Origin of the sequence: Methylobacterium sp. 17Sr1-1 (genome assembly GCF_003173775.1) — a bacterium.
GTDB lineage: Bacteria > Pseudomonadota > Alphaproteobacteria > Rhizobiales > Beijerinckiaceae > Methylobacterium.
This window is the reverse complement of record NZ_CP029552.1, coordinates 4430704-4447713: the sequence shown is the minus strand read 5'-3', so window position 1 is coordinate 4447713 and position 17010 is coordinate 4430704. Positions and strand designations below refer to the sequence as shown.

The 17010-nt window shown below is 72.9% G+C and carries 17 protein-coding genes; 6 read left to right on the top strand and 11 right to left on the bottom strand.

The window, feature by feature from the left end; all coding sequences use genetic code 11:
• Positions 1 to 38 precede the first annotated feature (38 nt).
• Complete coding sequence (gshB, locus tag DK412_RS20090) at positions 39 to 995, top strand: glutathione synthase (protein WP_109973391.1); 957 nt, start codon at positions 39 to 41, stop codon at positions 993 to 995.
• Between the two features lie 24 nt (positions 996 to 1019).
• Here gshB and DK412_RS20085 read toward each other — a convergent pair whose 3' ends face one another.
• The 3 genes from DK412_RS20085 to DK412_RS20075 form a co-directional block, all read right to left on the bottom strand.
• On the bottom strand, positions 1020 to 2096 hold the full coding sequence (locus DK412_RS20085; protein WP_245447124.1) for an AI-2E family transporter: 1077 nt from the start codon (positions 2094 to 2096) through the stop codon (positions 1020 to 1022).
• Positions 2097 to 2259: 163 nt separating this feature from the next.
• Positions 2260 to 2634 carry a hypothetical protein gene (locus tag DK412_RS20080; RefSeq protein ID WP_109973389.1) on the bottom strand — a complete coding sequence of 125 codons (375 nt, stop codon included), beginning with the start codon at positions 2632 to 2634 and terminating at the stop codon, positions 2260 to 2262.
• Between the two features lie 124 nt (positions 2635 to 2758).
• Complete coding sequence (locus tag DK412_RS20075; protein WP_093569856.1) at positions 2759 to 3214, bottom strand: molybdenum cofactor biosynthesis protein MoaE; 456 nt, start codon at positions 3212 to 3214, stop codon at positions 2759 to 2761.
• Between the two features lie 137 nt (positions 3215 to 3351).
• On the opposite strand from DK412_RS20075, the gene DK412_RS20070 reads away from it, so the two are divergent.
• Positions 3352 to 4365, top strand: coding sequence for a gamma carbonic anhydrase family protein (locus DK412_RS20070; protein ID WP_109973388.1), 1014 nt, complete (start codon positions 3352 to 3354; stop codon positions 4363 to 4365).
• A gap of 499 nt (positions 4366 to 4864) precedes the next feature.
• Here DK412_RS20070 and msuE read toward each other — a convergent pair whose 3' ends face one another.
• On the bottom strand, positions 4865 to 5443 hold the full coding sequence (msuE, locus tag DK412_RS20060) for an FMN reductase (protein WP_109973387.1): 579 nt from the start codon (positions 5441 to 5443) through the stop codon (positions 4865 to 4867).
• Positions 5444 to 5569: 126 nt separating this feature from the next.
• On the bottom strand, positions 5570 to 6265 hold the full coding sequence (locus DK412_RS20055) for an HAD family hydrolase (RefSeq protein ID WP_109973386.1): 696 nt from the start codon (positions 6263 to 6265) through the stop codon (positions 5570 to 5572).
• 156 nt (positions 6266 to 6421) lie between these two features.
• Here DK412_RS20055 and DK412_RS20050 point away from each other — a divergent pair, with 156 nt between their 5' ends.
• Together DK412_RS20050 and DK412_RS20045 are read left to right on the top strand one after the other, a co-directional pair.
• Positions 6422 to 6742 carry a PetM family of cytochrome b6f complex subunit 7 gene (locus tag DK412_RS20050; protein ID WP_109973385.1) on the top strand — a complete coding sequence of 107 codons (321 nt, stop codon included), beginning with the start codon at positions 6422 to 6424 and terminating at the stop codon, positions 6740 to 6742.
• Positions 6743 to 6823: 81 nt separating this feature from the next.
• On the top strand, positions 6824 to 7870 hold the full coding sequence (locus DK412_RS20045) for a putative sulfate exporter family transporter (RefSeq protein WP_109973384.1): 1047 nt from the start codon (positions 6824 to 6826) through the stop codon (positions 7868 to 7870).
• Positions 7871 to 7876: 6 nt separating this feature from the next.
• Here the strand turns inward: DK412_RS20045 and DK412_RS31110 are convergent, their stop codons facing one another.
• From DK412_RS31110 to DK412_RS20030, 4 genes are all read right to left on the bottom strand, one after another.
• Positions 7877 to 8089 (bottom strand): hypothetical protein, encoded by a 213-nt coding sequence (locus DK412_RS31110; protein WP_245447122.1) that lies wholly within the window; start codon positions 8087 to 8089, stop codon positions 7877 to 7879.
• On the bottom strand, positions 8053 to 9270 hold the full coding sequence (locus DK412_RS20040; protein WP_245447120.1) for a TadE/TadG family type IV pilus assembly protein: 1218 nt from the start codon (positions 9268 to 9270) through the stop codon (positions 8053 to 8055). Before DK412_RS20040 ends, DK412_RS31110 begins: the two co-directional genes overlap by 37 nt.
• Positions 9271 to 9932: 662 nt before the next feature.
• Complete coding sequence (locus tag DK412_RS20035; RefSeq protein WP_109973383.1) at positions 9933 to 11714, bottom strand: L,D-transpeptidase family protein; 1782 nt, start codon at positions 11712 to 11714, stop codon at positions 9933 to 9935.
• An 89-nt stretch (positions 11715 to 11803) separates the two neighbouring features.
• Entirely contained in the window at positions 11804 to 12382 is a 579-nt protein-coding gene (locus tag DK412_RS20030) for a TetR family transcriptional regulator (RefSeq protein ID WP_109973382.1), read from the bottom strand.
• A gap of 93 nt (positions 12383 to 12475) precedes the next feature.
• Here DK412_RS20030 and DK412_RS20025 point away from each other — a divergent pair, with 93 nt between their 5' ends.
• Positions 12476 to 13072, top strand: coding sequence for a PaaI family thioesterase (locus DK412_RS20025; RefSeq protein ID WP_109973381.1), 597 nt, complete (start codon positions 12476 to 12478; stop codon positions 13070 to 13072).
• Positions 13069 to 13767 (top strand): SDR family NAD(P)-dependent oxidoreductase, encoded by a 699-nt coding sequence (locus DK412_RS20020; RefSeq protein ID WP_109973380.1) that lies wholly within the window; start codon positions 13069 to 13071, stop codon positions 13765 to 13767. The genes DK412_RS20025 and DK412_RS20020 overlap by 4 nt, the downstream gene beginning before the upstream one ends.
• A 140-nt stretch (positions 13768 to 13907) precedes the next feature.
• Here DK412_RS20020 and DK412_RS20015 read toward each other — a convergent pair whose 3' ends face one another.
• Together DK412_RS20015 and DK412_RS20010 are read right to left on the bottom strand one after the other, a co-directional pair.
• Entirely contained in the window at positions 13908 to 15863 is a 1956-nt protein-coding gene (locus DK412_RS20015) for a methyl-accepting chemotaxis protein (protein ID WP_245447119.1), read from the bottom strand.
• A gap of 285 nt (positions 15864 to 16148) precedes the next feature.
• On the bottom strand, positions 16149 to 16958 hold the full coding sequence (locus tag DK412_RS20010; RefSeq protein ID WP_109973378.1) for an SDR family NAD(P)-dependent oxidoreductase: 810 nt from the start codon (positions 16956 to 16958) through the stop codon (positions 16149 to 16151).
• Positions 16959 to 17010 lie beyond the last annotated feature (52 nt).

Sequence of the window (17010 nt, the reverse complement as noted above, 5' to 3'; positions counted from 1 at the left end):
GCCGCCCGATAACCCGGGCGACCGGAGATCATCCCGACATGGCCCTTACCGTCGCGGTCCAGATGGACCCGATCCAGGCGATCCGCATCGCCGGCGACACCACCTTCTCGCTGCTGCTGGAAGCGCAGGCCCGCGGCCACACGCTCCTGCACTACACCCCCGACCGGCTCTCGATGCGCGACGGGCGCGTCACCGCCCGGGCCGAGCCCCTGCGGGTGCAGGACGTCGAGGGCGACCACGCTCATCTCGGCGCCCAGGAGCGCGTCGACCTGGCGACCGTCGACGTGGTGCTGATGCGCCAGGACCCGCCCTTCGACCTCGCCTACATCACGGCGACGCACATGCTGGAGCGGATCCACCCGCACACGCTGGTGGTGAACAACCCGTTCGAGGTGCGCAACGCCCCCGAGAAGCTGTTCGTCACCGCCTATCCGGAGCTGATGCCCCCGACCCTGATCACCCGCGACAAGCGCGAGATCGAGGAGTTCCGGGCCGAGCACGGCGCCGTGGTGATGAAGCCGCTGCACGGGCACGGCGGCGCGGCGGTGCTGCGGGTGCTGCCCGACGACCCGAATTTCGGCTCGATGTTCGACCTGTTCTCGGTCACCTTCCGCGAGCCCTGGGTGGTGCAGCGCTTCCTGCCGCGGATCACCGAGGGCGACAAGCGCATCATCCTGGTCGACGGCGAGCCGCTCGGCGCCGTCAACCGGGTGCCGGCGGCCAACGACATCCGCTCCAACATGGTGCGGGGCGGCACCGGCGGCGCGACGGCGCTGACCCCGCGCGAGCGCGAGATCTGCGCGGCGATCGGCCCGGAACTGCGCCGCCGCGGCCTGATCCTGGTCGGCATCGACGTGATCGACGGCAACCTGACCGAGATCAACGTCACCTCGCCGACCGGCATCCGGGCGATCAAGCGCCTCGGCGGCCCCGACCTCGCGGTCGCGGTCTGGGACGCGATCGAGGCCAAGGTGACGAAGCCGCAGAGCGCCTGACCCAGCCCGGTGGGGAGGGCGCCGTCAGCCCGCATCCTCCCCCAGCGTGTCCTCGATGTAGAGCCGGTCGAGCAGCACCTTGCAGACCGCCATCAGGGGCAGCGCCAGGGCGACGCCCCAGAGCCCGAACAGCACCCCGAGCAGGATCTGGCCGGCGAACAGGGTCGCGGGCGGGATGTCGAGCGCCTGCTTCTGCACGAACGGCGTCAGCACGTAGCTCTCCAGGGTCTGCACCAGCAGGTAGACGCACAGGCCCGCGATCACCCCCTGCAGCCCCGAGGCGAGGGAGGCCAGCACGATGATGATGCCGGCGACCAGGGCCCCGATGGTCGGGATGAAGCAGAGCAGGCCGGCCTGGAGCCCGAGGACCAGGGCCCCGTCGATGCCGACGAGGCTCAAGCCGAGCCAGACGCAGACGAAGATCGCCGCCATCACGACGAGCTGGCCGAACAGCCAGTGGCGCAGGGTGATGCCGATGTCGTCGGCGACGGAGGCCGCGTGGGTGCGCTGGCGCGAGGGCACGAAGCGCAGCAGCCCGTCGCGGTAGGTTCGCGGATCGGCCGCCACGAACAGACCGAGCACCACGACGATGAACACGTTGCCGATGGCGCCGAACACCGCCAGCGCCACCGTCGAGGCCTGGCCGAGCACGCTGCTCGCGCCGGACAGGAGCGTGCCGGGGCTCGGCAGGCCGCTGGGGCCCTTCTGGCGCCCGTCCTCCGCCGAGTTCGGATCGCGCTGCGCCGCGGCCTCCTTCAGCTTGCCGAAATCGAGGAAGCGGGTGTCGATCCCGCGGGCGTCGAGCCAGGATTTCACGGTGCCGGATTGCTTCTGCAGCGTCTCCCCTAAGCGCTGCGCCTGCCCCGCCACGGTGGCGCCGCCGAGCCCGACCATGCCGAGCACGAGCAGCGCCAGCAGCACGCTCACGGTCGCGAGCCGCGCCCCGTGCCCGAGCGGGATGACGCGGCCGAGGTAATGGGTGAGCCCGTCGAGGAAGACCGCGCACAGGATGCCGGCGAAGATCAGGAGCAGCGTGTCGGCCGCGTGCCAGGCCAGCAGCAGGACCGCGGTGAACGACACCACCCCGATGCCCGCGAGCACGAGGGAGCGGGTGTTCGCCCATGCCGTGCGGGGGGCCTCTCGGTGAGCGGCGTCCTGAGATGGGAAAACGGCCATGTCCGATGATCTCTCCGCCGGCGGCGCTCGCGGCCGCCGTGCAGGACAGATAGCCGCGCGCGGCCGTTCGGCGACCGCAAAATCCCGCTCAGCCCTGCTCGCGCCGCCGCCGCACGCCGGCGAGCACGGCGGGATGCGCCGAGGTCTTCCAGGCCTCCGCGCCCTCCGGCGAGACGGCCGTGAAGGGCTTCGGCAGGGCCAGCACCGGGGCCTCGCGCCGGGGCGTCCAATCCTTCACCTCGACGATTTCGATGATCGGCTCGGGCGGCGGGCGGATCGTCCGGCGCAGGGGCTGCGGCGCGCGACGCCGGCCGACGACGCGCAGCAGCGCCCAGCCGGCGAGACCGGCCCAGGCGAGGAGCACCCCCCCGGGCGTCGGGCGCTCGGAGAGGAGGAGCGTGACGAGTCCGACGAGGGCGCAGGCCACCGCGAGGCTGCGCGCGCTCAGCGGGTCGAACGCCAAGGAGTCGGGCTCTCTGGGGTCGGGGTGTCTGTGATCGTGGAACATGACCGTGATCCTGCATCAGGCCGGTCAGCGATTCGTCGATCCGATCGCTCGAATTCTTGGTAATCCCCGTTTCACACCCTCACCACCGCGCCGCCGCCGCCGCATCGTGCTCCGTCGCCTCGACCCAGCCGCCCAATGTACCGTCGGCGCGGTGCTCGCGCTTCCAGAACGGCGCGCGGGTCTTGAGGTAGTCCATCAGGAAGCTCGCGGCCTCGAAGGCGGCCGTGCGGTGGGCGGAGGCCGCGAGCACCAGGACGATGCCCTCGCCCGGGCGGATCAGGCCGTGGCGGTGGATCGCGACGGCCCCTTGCAGCGGCCAGCGCGACGCCGCCTCGGCGAGCACCCGGCCGATCTCGGCCTCGGCCATGCCGGGATAATGTTCGAGCTCGAGGGCGGAGAGTTGCCCGTCCTCGTCGCGGCACAGGCCGGTGAAGCTCACGATGGCGCCCGCCCGCCCGCCGAGCTCCGCCGTGAGGGCGGCGATCTCCGCCGCGACGTCGAAAGGCTCGGGCTGGATCGAGAGGCGAGGGGTCATGGCGGTTCCGGCGATGGGCAGGGCCATTCTCTAGCATGAACCGGCGGCGACGGGACCCGGGGCTGGCGGCGGGCGCGGAACGGCGTAGATGTGGGGCGAAGGACCGGCCGCCCGGCCGGCCGGACGGAGGACGACCCGTGATCCCTGACCTCCTCCTCCCCTTCGACGACACGGAGCCCACCTTCGCTGCCCGGCCGGTCTGGTGCGGCCGCGGCAGCGCGGTGATCGGGCGGGCGAGCCTCGGGGCGCAGGCTTGGCTCGGCGACGAATCGGTGATCCGCGCCGACGGGCACGACGTGATCGTCGGCGACCGGTTCTGGCTCGGCGCCCGCTCGACCCTGCACATCGCGGCCGAGATGTATCCGTGCATCGTCGGCGACCGGGTCACGGTCGGCCGCGACGCGGTGGTTCATGCCTGCACGGTGGGCGACGAGGGCGTGATCGAGGATGGCTGCGTGGTCCTCGACGGGTCCCTGATCGAGGACGGGGTGCTGCTGGAGGCCGGCAGCACGGTATTCCCGCGCACCACCCTGCCGGCGGGCTTCGTCTGCGCCGGCAGCCCGGCCCGGCCCCTGCGCCCCCTCGCGCCGGGCGAGCTCGCCGAGCGGGCCGAGCGCCTGCGCGAGGCCGCCGCCAGCGAGCCGGCCGCCGCGCCGGGCGACGACTTCGCGCCCGATCCGGCGGTGTTCGTCGCCCGCACCGCCCGGCTCCGCGGCCGGGTCGCCCTTTCGCCGGGGGCGAGCGTGTTCTTCTCCTGCCTCCTCGAGGCGCCGCTGAGCCCGATCGTGATCGGAGCCAACGTGAACGTGCAGGACAACTGCGCGATCCACACCCAGGCCGGCGGCCTGGTGATCGAGCGCGACACCACGCTCGGCCACAACGTCACCGCCGGCGACGGGCGCATCGGCCCGGGCTGCCTCATCGGCATGGGCGCGCGCCTCGCCCCCGGCACGGTGGTGGAGGGGGACGTGCTGCTCGCCGCCGGCAGCGCCACCGATCCGGGCCAGGTGCTGGACTCGGGCTGGCTCTGGGGCGGGCGCCCGGCCCGGCCCCTGTCGCGCCTCGACGCGAACCGCCGCGCCATGATGGCCCGCACCGTCGCGAGCTACGCGGCCTATGGGAGGGTTTATCGCAAGCTCCAGAAGGCCTGACCCGGACGGGGAGGGGGCCAGGTCAAATCCAGTCAGTATGACCGTGAGAAGGGCTGCTGAGGGCGGTTTGCGAACGTTCGAGGAGTCGGCGTCGGCGGAATGCGCGGGTGGAGCGACGAGGTCGCGAGGGCGCAATGAAGCCGGATGCATCTCGGGCCATCTTGCTTGGCCAGCCCGACGTCGTGGAAGGCTCGCACCAGGGGCATGCCGATTTTCGTATCAGGAAAAAGGTCGTCGCATCCCTCGGTTGTCCTGACGACGAGTGGGGCATGTTGAGGCTCAGTTCCGAGCGGCAGGCCGTTCTCGTCGAAGCAGAGCCGAACCTCTTCGAGCCTGCCCCGGGCAGTCGGGGCCGTAGAGGCAGCACCCTCGTGCGTCTGGCCCGTATCGATGACACGACGGCGCTGAGCGCCATCAGGATGGCGTGTGGCGGCGCCCGCGCCCTGAAGTCGGATCAGGGCCGATCAAGGGCTCTCGCCGGTCCAGGCGATCGGCGCCTTCAGAGCCCCGCCACCGCCCGTCCGGCCCCGGCGCGGCGGGCGGCCTCCGCCACGTCGAGGAGATGGGCGAGTTCGGACGCCGCCGCGGCGACCCGCTCGGCGACGCGCTCGTCGGTGACGACCCCGTTCTCGATCTCCGCCTCGCCGGCATAGACCGCGGTCGGCGCGACGTGGGCGGTGAAGAAGCCGAAGAGCGGGCGCAACTGGTGCTCGACCATCAGGGCGTGGCGCGGGCCGCCGCCGGTCGCGGTGAGCGCCACCGGCTTGCCGGCCAAAGCCGCCGGCTCCAGGAAGTCGATCACGTGCTTGAACAGGCCCGAATAGGAGCCGTTATGCACCGGCGAACCGACGATCACCGCGTCGGCGCCCTCGATCGCCTCGATCATGTGGGCGATCGGCAGGGGCAGGGCCTGCCGCGTGGTGGCGCCGAGCCCGGTGCCGACCTCGGCGAGGTCGAAGACCTTCAGGTCGATCGGGCGGCGGCGGCCGAGCTCGGCCGCCACGGCCTCCACCAGCGCGCGGGTCCGGGAGGGGCGGCGGACGTTGCCCGAGAAGGCGACGATGCGGGCTGGTCTCACGGCGGGCTCCGGTTGGCTGTGCGGCGACGGGATGCTGGGACGGTCTCGCGGCCTTGGCGACGGTCCCGAATGTGCCGGGCGCGTGCGGGAGGTCAATGCGAATCCGGTGCCAGGGCTCCCCGTCCGTTAACGGGACGACGCGTCCCAGGTCTCCAGAAGATGGGGCAGATCGGTGAATTCGTCGAAAACCCGAAGGGCCCCTGCGGCCAAAAGATCCGCTCCGGCCCGGTCGTGCGACCAGTGGCCGCCGCCGCAGAAGCCCAGCACCGGCATGCCGGCGGCCCGCGCCGCGGTGACGCCCGGCACGCTGTCCTCGATCACCACGCAGGCTTCCGGCGCCACCCCCATCTGGGCGGCGGCGTAGAGGAAGAGGTCCGGGAACGGCTTGCCCCGCGCCACCATGGTGGCGCTGAACACGTGGCCGTCGAAGTGCTCGAGGAGGCCGGTGAGCGAGAGCGCGTGGCGCAGGCGCTGCGGATCGCTGCTCGAGGCGACGCAACGCCGGTCCTGCATCGCCCCCAGCACCGCGCCGGCGCCCCTGATCGCCTCAAGCTCGGCGTCGAAGGCCCGCAGGGTGTCGGCCCGTACCGCGTCGACGAAGCCCTCGGGCGCTGCCACGCCGTAATCCGTCGCGACATGCGCCATGATCGAGGTCATGCTGGTGCCGGTGAAGCGGCGGGCCACCGTGTCGAGGTCGATCGGCACGCCGATGCGCCGCAAGGCTTCGGTCAGGCGCACCAGGCTGATCGGCTCGCTGTCCACCAGGACCCCGTCGCAATCGAAGATCACCAGTTCCGGCCGTCCACCCGTCCTGCCGTTCATGCCGCTCCCCTCGCTGTCGGTCGCAACGCGCCGTGGCACGCGGGGCGCGCCCGGATCAACCCGCCACGGTGCCGCGCTCAAGCTTGCGCCCGCAAGACCGTCTCTCTACTCAAGGTCCCGCGCGCCCCGCGTGAGGTGCGCGGTCCGGAGCCCTGGATGATCCGTTTCCTGTGCCGCTGCCTCGGCCTTCTGCTTCTTGCCGCCGGTTTCGTCGGGATCGTCTATGACGGCGCCCGCTCGATCGCCAACAACGCGGTGCTCGTCACCTCGGTCAGCGACGTTGCCGCGGCGCTCATGAAGGACCGGGCCGCGAGCCTCCAGGCGATGGCCGAAGGCGGGCAGCCGACGCTGTGGAAGCTCCTCGGCCTCCCCTTCACCCTCTCGCCGGCGGCCCCGATCGCCCTGGTCCTCGGGCTGGCGCTGCTCTGGCTCGGCCAGCCGGCGCGGGCCGGCATCGGCACGAGCTTCCGCCCGTGAGGTCCCCGCGTCCGAGCGCCGGACCCGCCCGCGGCGCGTCCCTCACCCCTGCACGGTCCGCCCACACGAGCATGCCCGGCGATGCGGCCTGACGCGATGGGGCGGACCGCGCTCGCGGTCCTGCCCGGCCTCACCCTCTGCGTCGCCGTCACGGCGGCGGCGAGCTTGGTCCAGGCGGCGGAGGAGCACCTCGTCCACCACCCCTACGTCGAGGCTCTGGTGATCGCGATCCTCGCCGGCATCGCGATCCGCTCGGTCTGGGAGCCGGGGCCGCGCTGGCGCATCGGCATCGCCTTCAGCGCCAAGCAGCTGCTCGAGGTCGCCGTGATGCTGCTTGGCGCCTCGATCAGCCTCGCCGCCCTCGTCGCCTCGGGGCCGGCCCTGCTCACCGGCATCGTCGCCACCGTGGTGATCGCGCTGATCGCCAGCTACGCCATCGGCCGCCTGCTCGGGCTGCCGGCCCGGATGTCGATCCTGATCGCCTGCGGCAACGCCATCTGCGGCAACTCGGCCATCGCGGCGGTGGCCCCGGTGATCGGCGCGAGCGGCGACGACGTCGCCTCCTCGATCGCGTTCACGGCGATCCTCGGCGTGCTGGTGGTGCTCGGTCTGCCGCTCCTCATCCCGCTCCTCGGCACCAACCCGACCGAGTACGGCGTCCTCGCCGGCCTCACCGTCTACGCGGTGCCGCAGGTGCTCGCCGCCACCGTGCCGGTGAGCCTCGTCAGCACCCAGGTCGGCACGCTGGTCAAGCTCGTGCGGGTGCTGATGCTCGGGCCCGTGGTGCTCGGCCTGTCGCTGCTGGCCCCGCGCCTGCGCGACGAGCCCGGCACCCCGGCCGGCGCGCGGAAGAAGCTCGGCTTCTTCAAGCTGGTGCCGTGGTTCATCCTCGGCTTCCTCGTGCTCGCCACCGCCCGGTCGCTGGGCCTCGTGCCCGACGCGGCGCTCGCGCCGCTCACCCGCACCGCCGGCATCCTGACGGTGATCGCCATGGCGGCCCTCGGGCTCGGGGTCGACGTGCGGGTGGTGGCCCGGGTCGGCGGGCGGGTGACCCTCGCGGTCATCGCCTCCTTGGGCGTCCTGCTCCTCGTCAGCATCGCACTGGTGCGGGGTTTGGGGATTTCCTGACGGCGCTCAGCTCCGCAGCGCCGCCGTGCCCGATTTCGGCCCTACCCCGTCGGGGACCGGCACCGACGTCGCGCCGTAATTCGCGTTGAGAGTCAGGTTCGGCCCCTCGTAGAGGTTGATCTGCCGGGCGACGATCACCGTGTAGGCCGAAAGGTCGGCGACCGGCTGGCTGCTGTCGACGATCAGCCGGCCCGCCGGCAGGTAGATGGTGCCGAGCATCGTGCGGGCGTTGTTGCTGATGATGCGGTACTGCCGCATCGGCGGCGCCGGGCCCGGCGGAAGGGGGGCGGGGGCGTGACCCAGGCCTCGATCGGCACCGGGACGGGATCGACGACGGTCCGCTGCTCCGCCATCAGCAAGCCCGCCATGAGGCCGCTCGTCGGCGCGGTGAGGCCGATCGTCGTGTCCTTGTCGAACAGGAGCCCGCCCTTGTCGCCGGTGAAGAAGAACCCGACGCCCTCGCCCGACATCGTCGCCTTCTTGTCGACGATCAGCGGGCCGTCCTTCATCACGTAGGTGCCGGGACGAAGCCTGACGATGGCGGTCTCGGTGATGCGCAGGCCGCCGCAATAGGTGCCGGGATCGAGGGTGACGATCCCCGTCACGATGTTGCTGGGGCCAGATGGCGTCTTCCCGAGCGGGTTGACCCATGAACCCAAGCTCACGCAGCTCGCATCCGGCGTCGGCAGCGGATGGTTCTTGAGTGGATCGCCGATCGGCGTGCAGTCGGTGATCGGCGCCGGGGTGAACAGGGCCTTGGACCCGTCGAAGCCGCCTGCCGAGCAGATCGACGTCGCTCGGGCGGTCGCGCTGTCCTTGCCCAGAAGGCCGCTCGGGCTCGTGGAGTTCGAGTAGAGCGAGCAACCGTCGGCCGTGACCTTCGCATTCTTCTCCATATTGAAGGCCCCCTTGATCGAGGGGTCGAGGGCGAGCAGGCACAGGCGGGCCGAGCCGACGAGCTGGGCCTTCGCGCTGACGATCAGGGTGGTGGAGGGCAGGCTGAGCAGCTTGCCCATGAGCGAGGGCACCGTCTCCTCGATCATCGTCGACACGGCGCTGCGCCTGTCGCCGATCTCGGCCGTGATGCTGCTGGTCCGGTCGGCCGGCGTGCGCGCCTGCGCCTGAATCGTCTGCCGGGTGACGCTCGCCACCGAGGCGTCGTCGGCATTGGCGAGCTTGAGCATGTTGGCGCCGGCGAGCACCCCGGCATCGGCGGCGCTCTGCAACTGGGCCTTGCGGTAAAGCAGCCGGCTGTACTCGACGCCGGCGCCCACCGACGCCATGAGGACCGGCAGGGCGATCGCGAAGGCGACCAGGACGGTGCCGCGGCGATCCTGCGCGAAGAGGTGGAGCAGCCGGCCGGCGCGCCTCGCGCGGCCTCCGAAAACAGGGTTCTGCACGAAATCCGTACCGCCGCTGAGCCCCGGCGGAGGGCGCGGCGCCTCACGCGCAGGCTCCACCAGATGAAGTATCGATCACGCCCGGGCACCGCTCCGACGGCGATACCCCAGCCTGGTACAACTAATTTGAGACCGAAAACTTCTAATGAGCGGTGAAGGAGTCAGGTCTGCCGCGTCGTCGTGCCGGGATCTACGGCTGAAATGACGGTAGCGGCACGTTCCGAATCGCCGCGATGGCAACGATTGCCCGGAGGACGACGGCGAATGCGAACACGCGCGGGGACGAACTCCTCAAGCGAGAGCCGCGATGACGGTCTCGGCCGGCGGGACCGGCCTGCGGCTGTCCTTTGGAGACGGGATGAACGTCGCGCAGCGCGGAGAGAAGCGCCTGGCTCGGTCCCTTCGGGCGAATCGCGACGGCGCCGATGCTGCGCGAGGCAAGGGCGATCGGCTGCAGGCATCGGAGAGGCGGTTGGCTCGGAGCCCCTTCCAGGCCGGGGCGGTTCGTCGAACTTCGGGGTTGTTCTCGGGCCTGTCTCGTGGGCTCGGCCAGGGTTCTCTGCCGCCGACGGACCGGTTCGTCCGCGATGCGAGCGCCGTCCGCTCGCAAAGTCTGACGGCGTGGAGGGTTTCGCCGCGGACGTATCCCAGGAGGCGCCGGGTCAGGTCGGCGGGACGGTGCTCCGGCGCTCGGTGGCGGGCGCGGGCCTGGGAGAGACGGGCTTCTCGGGCGCGGATGCCTTCGCGGCGGGCTTCGGCTCGGCCTTGGGGGCCGTCCTCTCGGCCGAGGGTGCCTTGACGGCGGCCGGCTTGGCGGCCTCGGACTTGATGGCGGCGGGCTTGGCGGCCGGCTTGGGCTCGGCCGCGGTTCCCGCCGGGACCGGTCGGGCGGCGGGCTTCGCCGGCCCCGGCTTGGCGGTATCCGGCTTGGCGAGCGCCCCGGTCACCGCGACGTCGGCCGGTTTGCCGGTGTCGAGGCCGTAGACGTCGTCGCGAAAATGCACCCTTCCGTCCGGGGTGGCGTAGCCGGTCAGATAGACGAAGGTCACGGGAATCGGCTTCGCCAGCTTGATGTCGCGGCGCTCGCCGGTGGCGATGCCGGTCTCGATCTCCATCGGGCCCCAGGCCGAGCCGGGGCCGTTCGGGCCCGGCGTCCCGTCGAGGAGCCAGCCGACCAGCGCCTTCACGTCGGCGACGCGCACGCAGCCCGAGGAGTGGAAGCGCACGTCGCGGGTGAACAGCGACTTCGACGGCGTGTCGTGCATGTAGACCGCGTGCCGGTTCGGCATGTCGATCCGCACCTGGCCGAGCGAGTTGTCGAAGCCCGGATCCTGGCGCAGGGTGTAGTTCACCGCCCGCTCGGTCGACCAGTCGACGGCGGTCGGCTGCACCTCCTGCCCCTGGCCGTCGAGCATGCGGATATGCATCTTGGCGAGGTAGCCCGGATCCTTGCGCATGTGCGGGATGATGTCCTTCTTGATGAGGGACACCGGCACGGTCCAGGTCGGGTTGAAGTTGATGTTGGTGATCTTCGTCTCGACCGACGGCGAGGCGCGTTCCGGCTTGCCCACCACCGCGACGTAGCGGCGCGCCACGCTGCCGTGATCCACCGCCTCGACGGCGGCCGACGGGATGTTGACCACGACGTAGCGCTCGCCGAACGGGAAGCTCGACCCGATCAGCCGGTTGGCCGAGGCCGCGAGCTGGCGCTGGCGCACGCTCGCCGGCACGTTGAGGGCGGCCACGGTCTGGCGGCCGAGGAGTCCCGTCTCGGGCAGGTTGTGCCGGGCCTGGTAGCGCTTGAGCGCCGCGACGAGGCCGGGATCGAGGGTGTCGCCCTCCGGGCCGCCGGGGGCGAGGTCCTCGGTCAGCACGAGGTGGCGGCGCAAGCCCGGGATCGCCGGGTTGCGCTCGCCGGGCTTCACCGCGAGATCGGACGGCAGGGCCGGCCAGCCCCCGGCTTCGACCAGGCCCTGGTAGCGCTCGGCCGCCCGCAGGGTGTCGAGGAAGGTCGCGGGGGTCAGGGTCGGGGTGGTGTCCTGCGACATCCGCGCCACCACCAGCGGCGGCAGCTCGCGCGAGATTTTTTTGGGAGCGGGCTTCGCTTCCGCGGGCTTGGCCTCGGCCGGCCTGGCCTCGCCGATCCTCGGGGCGGCGCCGGGCTTGATCGGACCGACCGGCAGCGGCGTCGCGCCGCCCGGCACGGGCTCTGGCGCAGTCGTCACCTCGCGCCGCGCGGGCTCGACCGGTGCGGGGGGGACGGGGGCGGCCTGCGCGGACGACGATGGATTCTGCGACGCCGGGTTCAGGGGAGCCTGGGGGCCGGGCACCGAAGCGGGCGGCACCGGGGGCGCGGGCTCGACCGCGGCGGCCAAGCCGGTGCCGAGCACCCAGGCGAGGGCCGCCGCCGAAGGCAGGTACGGAAACGCAACACGCAACACCATCACCGGCCTCGGGCAAGGACGCCCCCCAGCATGGTCACGCGAGGGTTACCAAAAACCTGCCGGCCCGACTCAGGGGCCCCGTACGCGGATCACCCCCGCCACGGATCGCCGAGCGCGCCCCGCGCCGCCGCCAGGATCTCGTCGGAGAGAGCCGGATCGTCCACCGCCCGGGCGAGCACCAGGGCGCCGACGAGGCCGGAGATCGCCGCGAGCGCCGCCGCCCGGTCGCCCTCCGGCAGGGCCTCCTGCATCCGGGCGAGCCGCGCCTCCAGCCCCTCGGTGAAGGCGCGCCGCACGGGCGCCGGCTGGCGCGCCGCCTCGCTCCCCAACGCCGCGAGGGCGCAGCCGGTGCCCGGCCGGTCGCGATGGGCCGCCGACAGGTAGGAGGCGACGAAGGCCGCCAAGTCCCCCGATTTCTCGTCCCGCGACTTTTCATCCGGCGCCGTCCCGGGCTCCCGCGGTGCCGGCGCCAGCGCCTGACCCAGCGCCTGGGCGGCGAGATCCTCCTTCGAGGCGAAATGGCCGTAGAAGCCGCCATGGGTCAGCCCGGCGGCCTCCATCACCTCGGCCACCGTCACGGCGGAGAACCCCTTCTCGCGGAAGAGACGCCCGGCCGCTTCGAGGATCCGGCGCCGGTTCTCCTGGAACTGCTCGCGCGTCACCCGCATCCGACGATCCGCTCCCGTTGACATCATTGAGGACCACGATCATCACTGTAATATCATGATCGACGTCATGTAAGAAGACGAAAAGGAGGGAGCATGGCCGCCACGTCGTTGCCCGAGCCGCCGCGGGAGGCCCCGGCAAGAGAGCACCCGGCAAGAGAGCACCCGGCAAGGGAGCGTACGGTCACCTGGGCCGATCCGCGGGCGCTGGCCCGGGCCGGGCAGGGGCTGGCCGGGCTCGATTTCCTGCGGGCCCTGATCGCCGGCACGGTGCCGCCGCCGCCGATCGTCGCCCTGATGGGCATCACGCTGGACGAGGCCGAGCCGGGCCGGGTGACGATGCGGATGCCGGCGGGCGAGTACCTCTACAACCCGATCGGCAGCGTCCATGGCGGGGCGCTGGCGACGCTGCTCGACAGCGTGATGGGCTGCGCCGTCCACAGCACCCTGCCGGCCGGGCGCGGCTACACGACGCTGGAGATCAAGGTGAACTACCTGCGGGCGGTCACCGAAGGCTCCGGCCGCGTCACCGCGACCGGCCGGGTGGTCCATGCCGGGCGCCGCCAGGCCGTGGCCGAGGCGAGCCTCACCGACGAGGCCGGCCGTCTCTGCGCCACCGCCAGCACCACCTGCCTGGTCTTCGACTTGCCTGTGCGGGAAGACCTGCCCGCCCGACCGGAGGCGCGCCCGTGAGCCTGCCCTACCGCACCGCCCTCATCGTCGGCGCCGGGGCCGGCATCAGCGCCGCCCTCGCCCGCCTCCTCGCCGCGGAAGGGCTGCAGGTCGGCCTCGCGGCCCGCGACGCGGGCAAGCTCGCCGATCTCGCGGCCGAGACCGGGGCGGCGACCTTCGCGGCCGACGCCGCCGACCCGGGGGCCGTGGCCGCGCTGTTCGCCGCGGTCGAGGCCCGCCTCGGCGCGCCCGACGTGGTGATCTACAACGCCAGCGCCCGCGTGCCCGGACCGCTCGCCGCCCTCGATCCGGAGGCGGTGCGGCGGGCGGTGGAGGTCACCGCCTTCGGCGCCTTCCTGGTCGCCCGCGAGGCGGCGCGGCGCATGGAGCCGCAGGGCCACGGGGCGATCCTGTTCACCGGCGCCACCGCCGGGGTGAAGGGCTTTCCGCTCTCGGCCGCCTTCGCGATGGGCAAGTTCGCCCTGCGCGGCCTCGCCCAGAGCGCGGCGCGCGAGCTCGGCCCGAAAGGCATCCACGTCGCCCATTTCGTCGTCGACGGCGCGGTGCGCAGCGCCCGCCGGCCCGACCCGGCGGACAAGCCCGACAGCACCCTCACGCCGGAGGGCGTGGCGCGGGCCTATCTCGACGTGCTGCGCCAGCCCCGCGACGCCTGGTCGTTCGAGGTCGAGCTGCGGCCCTGGGTGGAGCGGTTCTGAGGGTTCGACGGGCGGCGCCGATCGATCCGGTGCCCGGGCCAATGCCTTTCAGTGTCGTCCCGGGTTCCGCTGTCGCGGCCCCGGGATGACGTCGAGGGTGTCACGGCTGTCGATGGACGAAGCGCTGAGGCGGTCCGCCCTCACGCCGCCCGCACCGCCTCCAGGAAGCCCTGCACCTGGCTGCGCAGGCGCTCGGCCTGGCCGGCGAGTTCGGAGGAGGTGGCGAGCACCTGGGTGGCGGCGTGGCCGGTCTCCTGGGCGGCCTGCGACAGGCCGGCGACCGTCGCCGTGACGTCGCCGGTGCGGGTCGAGGCCTGCGCCACGGAGGCGACGATCTCCCGGGTCGCGCTGCCCTGCTCGCGCACGGTGCCGGCGATGGCCTCGGCGGTGTCGCTCACGGCGTGGATCGTCCCGGTGATCCCGGCGATCGCCGTGACCGCCCGGCCGGTCGAGGACTGGATCCAGGCGATCTGCTCGCCGATCTCGGCCGTCGCCTTCGCGGTCTGGCCGGCCAGTTCCTTCACCTCGGCCGCCACGACGGCGAAGCCCCGGCCCGCCGCCCCGGCCCGCGCCGCCTCGATCGTGGCGTTCAGCGCCAGCAGGTTGGTCTGCTGGGCGATGCCGGAGATGAGGGCGAGCACGTCGCCGATCCGGTTCGCCGCGCCGGCCAGATCCGCCACGATCGTGCCGGCCTGCGCGGCCTCGGCGACCGCAGCCTTCGAGCGCTCGGCGGAGGCCGCGGCCTGCCGGTCGATCTCGCTCACCGAGGCGCCGAGGGTGCCGGCCGCGTCCGACACCATCCCGACGTTGCGGGCCGCGTCGCCGGCGGCCTCGGCCACCGCCGCCGAGCGCCGGGCGGCGTCGCCCGCGGTGGCGGAGAGCTGGGCGGCGGTCGCCTGCATCTCGGTCGCCGCCGACGAGACCATGCCGACGACCTCGCCGACCGCCCGGTCGAAGCTCCGCACCAGGTCGTCCACCGTGCCGGCCCGGCGCTCGCGCTGCGCCTGGCCGGTCGCTTCCGCGGCCCGCAAGGTCTCGGCCTCGGCGAGGCGGTCGCGGAACAGCCGGACCGAGCGGGCCATGGTGCCGACCTCGTCGCCCCGCTCCGTCGCCGGCACGGCGACGTCGAGGCGGCCCTCGGCGAGGGCCTGCATGGTGCGGTCGAGGGCGGCGAGCGGGCGGCCGATATGCCGGGCGAGCGCCCAGGCGACGGCGAGCGCCGCGAGTGCCGCGACGGCGAGCACGCCGAGGAGCATCAGGACGGCCCGGTGCCGGGCGGCGACCTCGCCCGAGACGTCGAGCGCCACCTCGATCGTGCCGATCGCCTGGCCGGCGGCGTTGACGAGCGGCCCGGCCACCACGGCGGTCGCGCGCTCGGCGAGCCGGATCTCGCGCCAGGCGATCGGCCGCGCCGTCGCCGCGACATGGGCGGCGGGGTCGAGCAGGGTCTTGTCGGGGAAGGTCGCCGCGAGCGTCGTCGGCGCCCCGTCCTTGACGAGGTGGAACGCCAGATCCACGCCGAGCCGCTGCTTCAGGTCGGCGAGGAAGCCGGCGCCGAGCGGGCTGCCGACATCGGCGATGCCGACCGTCGCGCCGTTGCGGATCACCGGCACCGTGGCGAAGATCGCGATCGTGTCCCGCCCCGGCTCGATGCCGGTCGCGGGCAGGCCGGTCTGCAAGGCCGCCCGCACGGTGGCGCGGCGGGCGAGCACCGAATCGCCGTGGGTGTCCGGCGCGTGCAGCCGCGCGAGCGCGGTGCCGTCCGGCCGGAAGAAGGTGACGAGCCGCAGGTTGAGGTCCTCGGCCAGCCGCGCCCCGAGGGCCGGGGAGCGCGAGAGGATCGCCGCCCGGTCGCCTCGCTGCATCGCCTCCCCGAGGGCGGGATCGTGGGCGAGGCTCGTCGAGACCGCGAGCGCACGCCGGCCCTGCTCGGCCATCGCGTCCGTCACCGCCCGGTAGCGCTGGTCCAGCGCCGTGGTGATCGCGGCGTCGGCGGCCTGCTGCTGCTGCCGGTAGGCGGTCCATCCGAGGAGCGCGGTCGCCGTCAGCGAGCAGGCGAGCAGGGCGGCGGTGAGCTTGCCTCCGATGGAGCGCAAGGCAGGCGGGCGTCGCGAGAGCATGGCGGGTGCGTAAGGGCTCGGCAGGTCGGGCTCGACCGGAGAGACCCTGTCGATCGCACGTTAAGGCCGCGTGAAGCGCGGCCCGCCGAAGGTCACGATGGTGCGACGATCGTCGGTGGATCGTATCCGCTTGTCTTTGCGGCACCGCGTTGACGCGCGTCATCCGGCTTCATGGGTGAGCCGGACGTGCGAGCGGTCCGGAGCGCAAGGAGAAATCTTCCCCAACGCCAACCACGACCTCGCCGGCCCGGCCTGGTCTGCTCACACTCGGTAGCGCGCCGCCGCGTGCTCCTGCGAAAAATTCGGCGCCATCGCCCGGCGCGCCGCCTCGAACGCCTCCCATTGGCCGTCATCCGGCAGGGACGGAATCGTCACCGCCTCGCGCCGGTCGAACCCTGTGAGGGCGGCGTCGACCATCTCGCCGACCTCCATCACGCCCTGCAGGCTCTCCACCGCTCTGCCGGAGCGCTCCCAGATCTCGGTGCGGGTCGCGGCCGGCAGAACCGCCTGGACGTAGATCCCCCGCGGTCCGAGCTCGGACTGGAGCCCCTGCGACAGGGTCAGCACGTAGGCCTTGGTCGCCCCGTAGACGCCGGGCAGCCACTCGGGCGCGAGCGCCACCACCGAGCTGATGTTGACGATGGCGCCGCCGCCGCGGGCCAGGAACCCCTGCACGGCGGCGCCGGCGAGCCGGGTGAGCGCCACCACGTTGAGGTCGACGAGGCGGTATTGCGGCGCGAGGTCGTCGGCCGTGAACCCCGCCGGGGCCGCCGCGCCGGCATTGTTCACGAGCAGGCCGATCCCGGCATCGTCGCGCAGCCGCGCCTCGACCGCCGCGAGCCTGGCCGGATCGGTGAGGTCGGCCGGCAGCACGTCGACGGCGACGCCGGTCTCGGCCCGCAGGCGCGCGGCCAGCGCGTCGAGGCGGGCGGCGTCGCGGGCCACCAGCACCAGGGGATGGCCGCGCCGGGCGAGGCGGTCGGCATAGGTGGCGCCGATGCCCGACGAGGCGCCGGTGACGAGGGCGGCGGGCTTCCGGGTGCGGGTCTGGTGGCGTGTCTGGTCGCTCATGGGGGATTCTCCGGGCCGGCGGCGCTTCATGATCGCCGTCATGTCTGTATTG

What these genes read in the sequence shown, in the direction of transcription:
- DK412_RS20030 (WP_109973382.1), bottom strand. Translation starts at nt 12,382, where the DNA reads ATGCGGGTGACGCGCGAGCAGTTCCAGGAGAACCGGCGCCGGATCCTC.
- DK412_RS20075 (WP_093569856.1), bottom strand. Translation starts at nt 3,214, where the DNA reads ATGACCCCTCGCCTCTCGATCCAGCCCGAGCCTTTCGACGTCGCGGCG.
- DK412_RS20055 (WP_109973386.1), bottom strand. Translation starts at nt 6,265, where the DNA reads ATGAACGGCAGGACGGGTGGACGGCCGGAACTGGTGATCTTCGATTGC.
- DK412_RS20035 (WP_109973383.1), bottom strand. Translation starts at nt 11,714, where the DNA reads ATGGTGTTGCGTGTTGCGTTTCCGTACCTGCCTTCGGCGGCGGCCCTC.
- DK412_RS20045 (WP_109973384.1), top strand. Translation starts at nt 6,824, where the DNA reads ATGCGGCCTGACGCGATGGGGCGGACCGCGCTCGCGGTCCTGCCCGGC.
- DK412_RS20010 (WP_109973378.1), bottom strand. Translation starts at nt 16,958, where the DNA reads ATGAGCGACCAGACACGCCACCAGACCCGCACCCGGAAGCCCGCCGCC.
- DK412_RS20050 (WP_109973385.1), top strand. Translation starts at nt 6,422, where the DNA reads ATGATCCGTTTCCTGTGCCGCTGCCTCGGCCTTCTGCTTCTTGCCGCC.
- DK412_RS20025 (WP_109973381.1), top strand. Translation starts at nt 12,476, where the DNA reads ATGGCCGCCACGTCGTTGCCCGAGCCGCCGCGGGAGGCCCCGGCAAGA.
- gshB (WP_109973391.1), top strand. Translation starts at nt 39, where the DNA reads ATGGCCCTTACCGTCGCGGTCCAGATGGACCCGATCCAGGCGATCCGC.
- DK412_RS31110 (WP_245447122.1), bottom strand. Translation starts at nt 8,089, where the DNA reads ATGCTCGGCACCATCTACCTGCCGGCGGGCCGGCTGATCGTCGACAGC.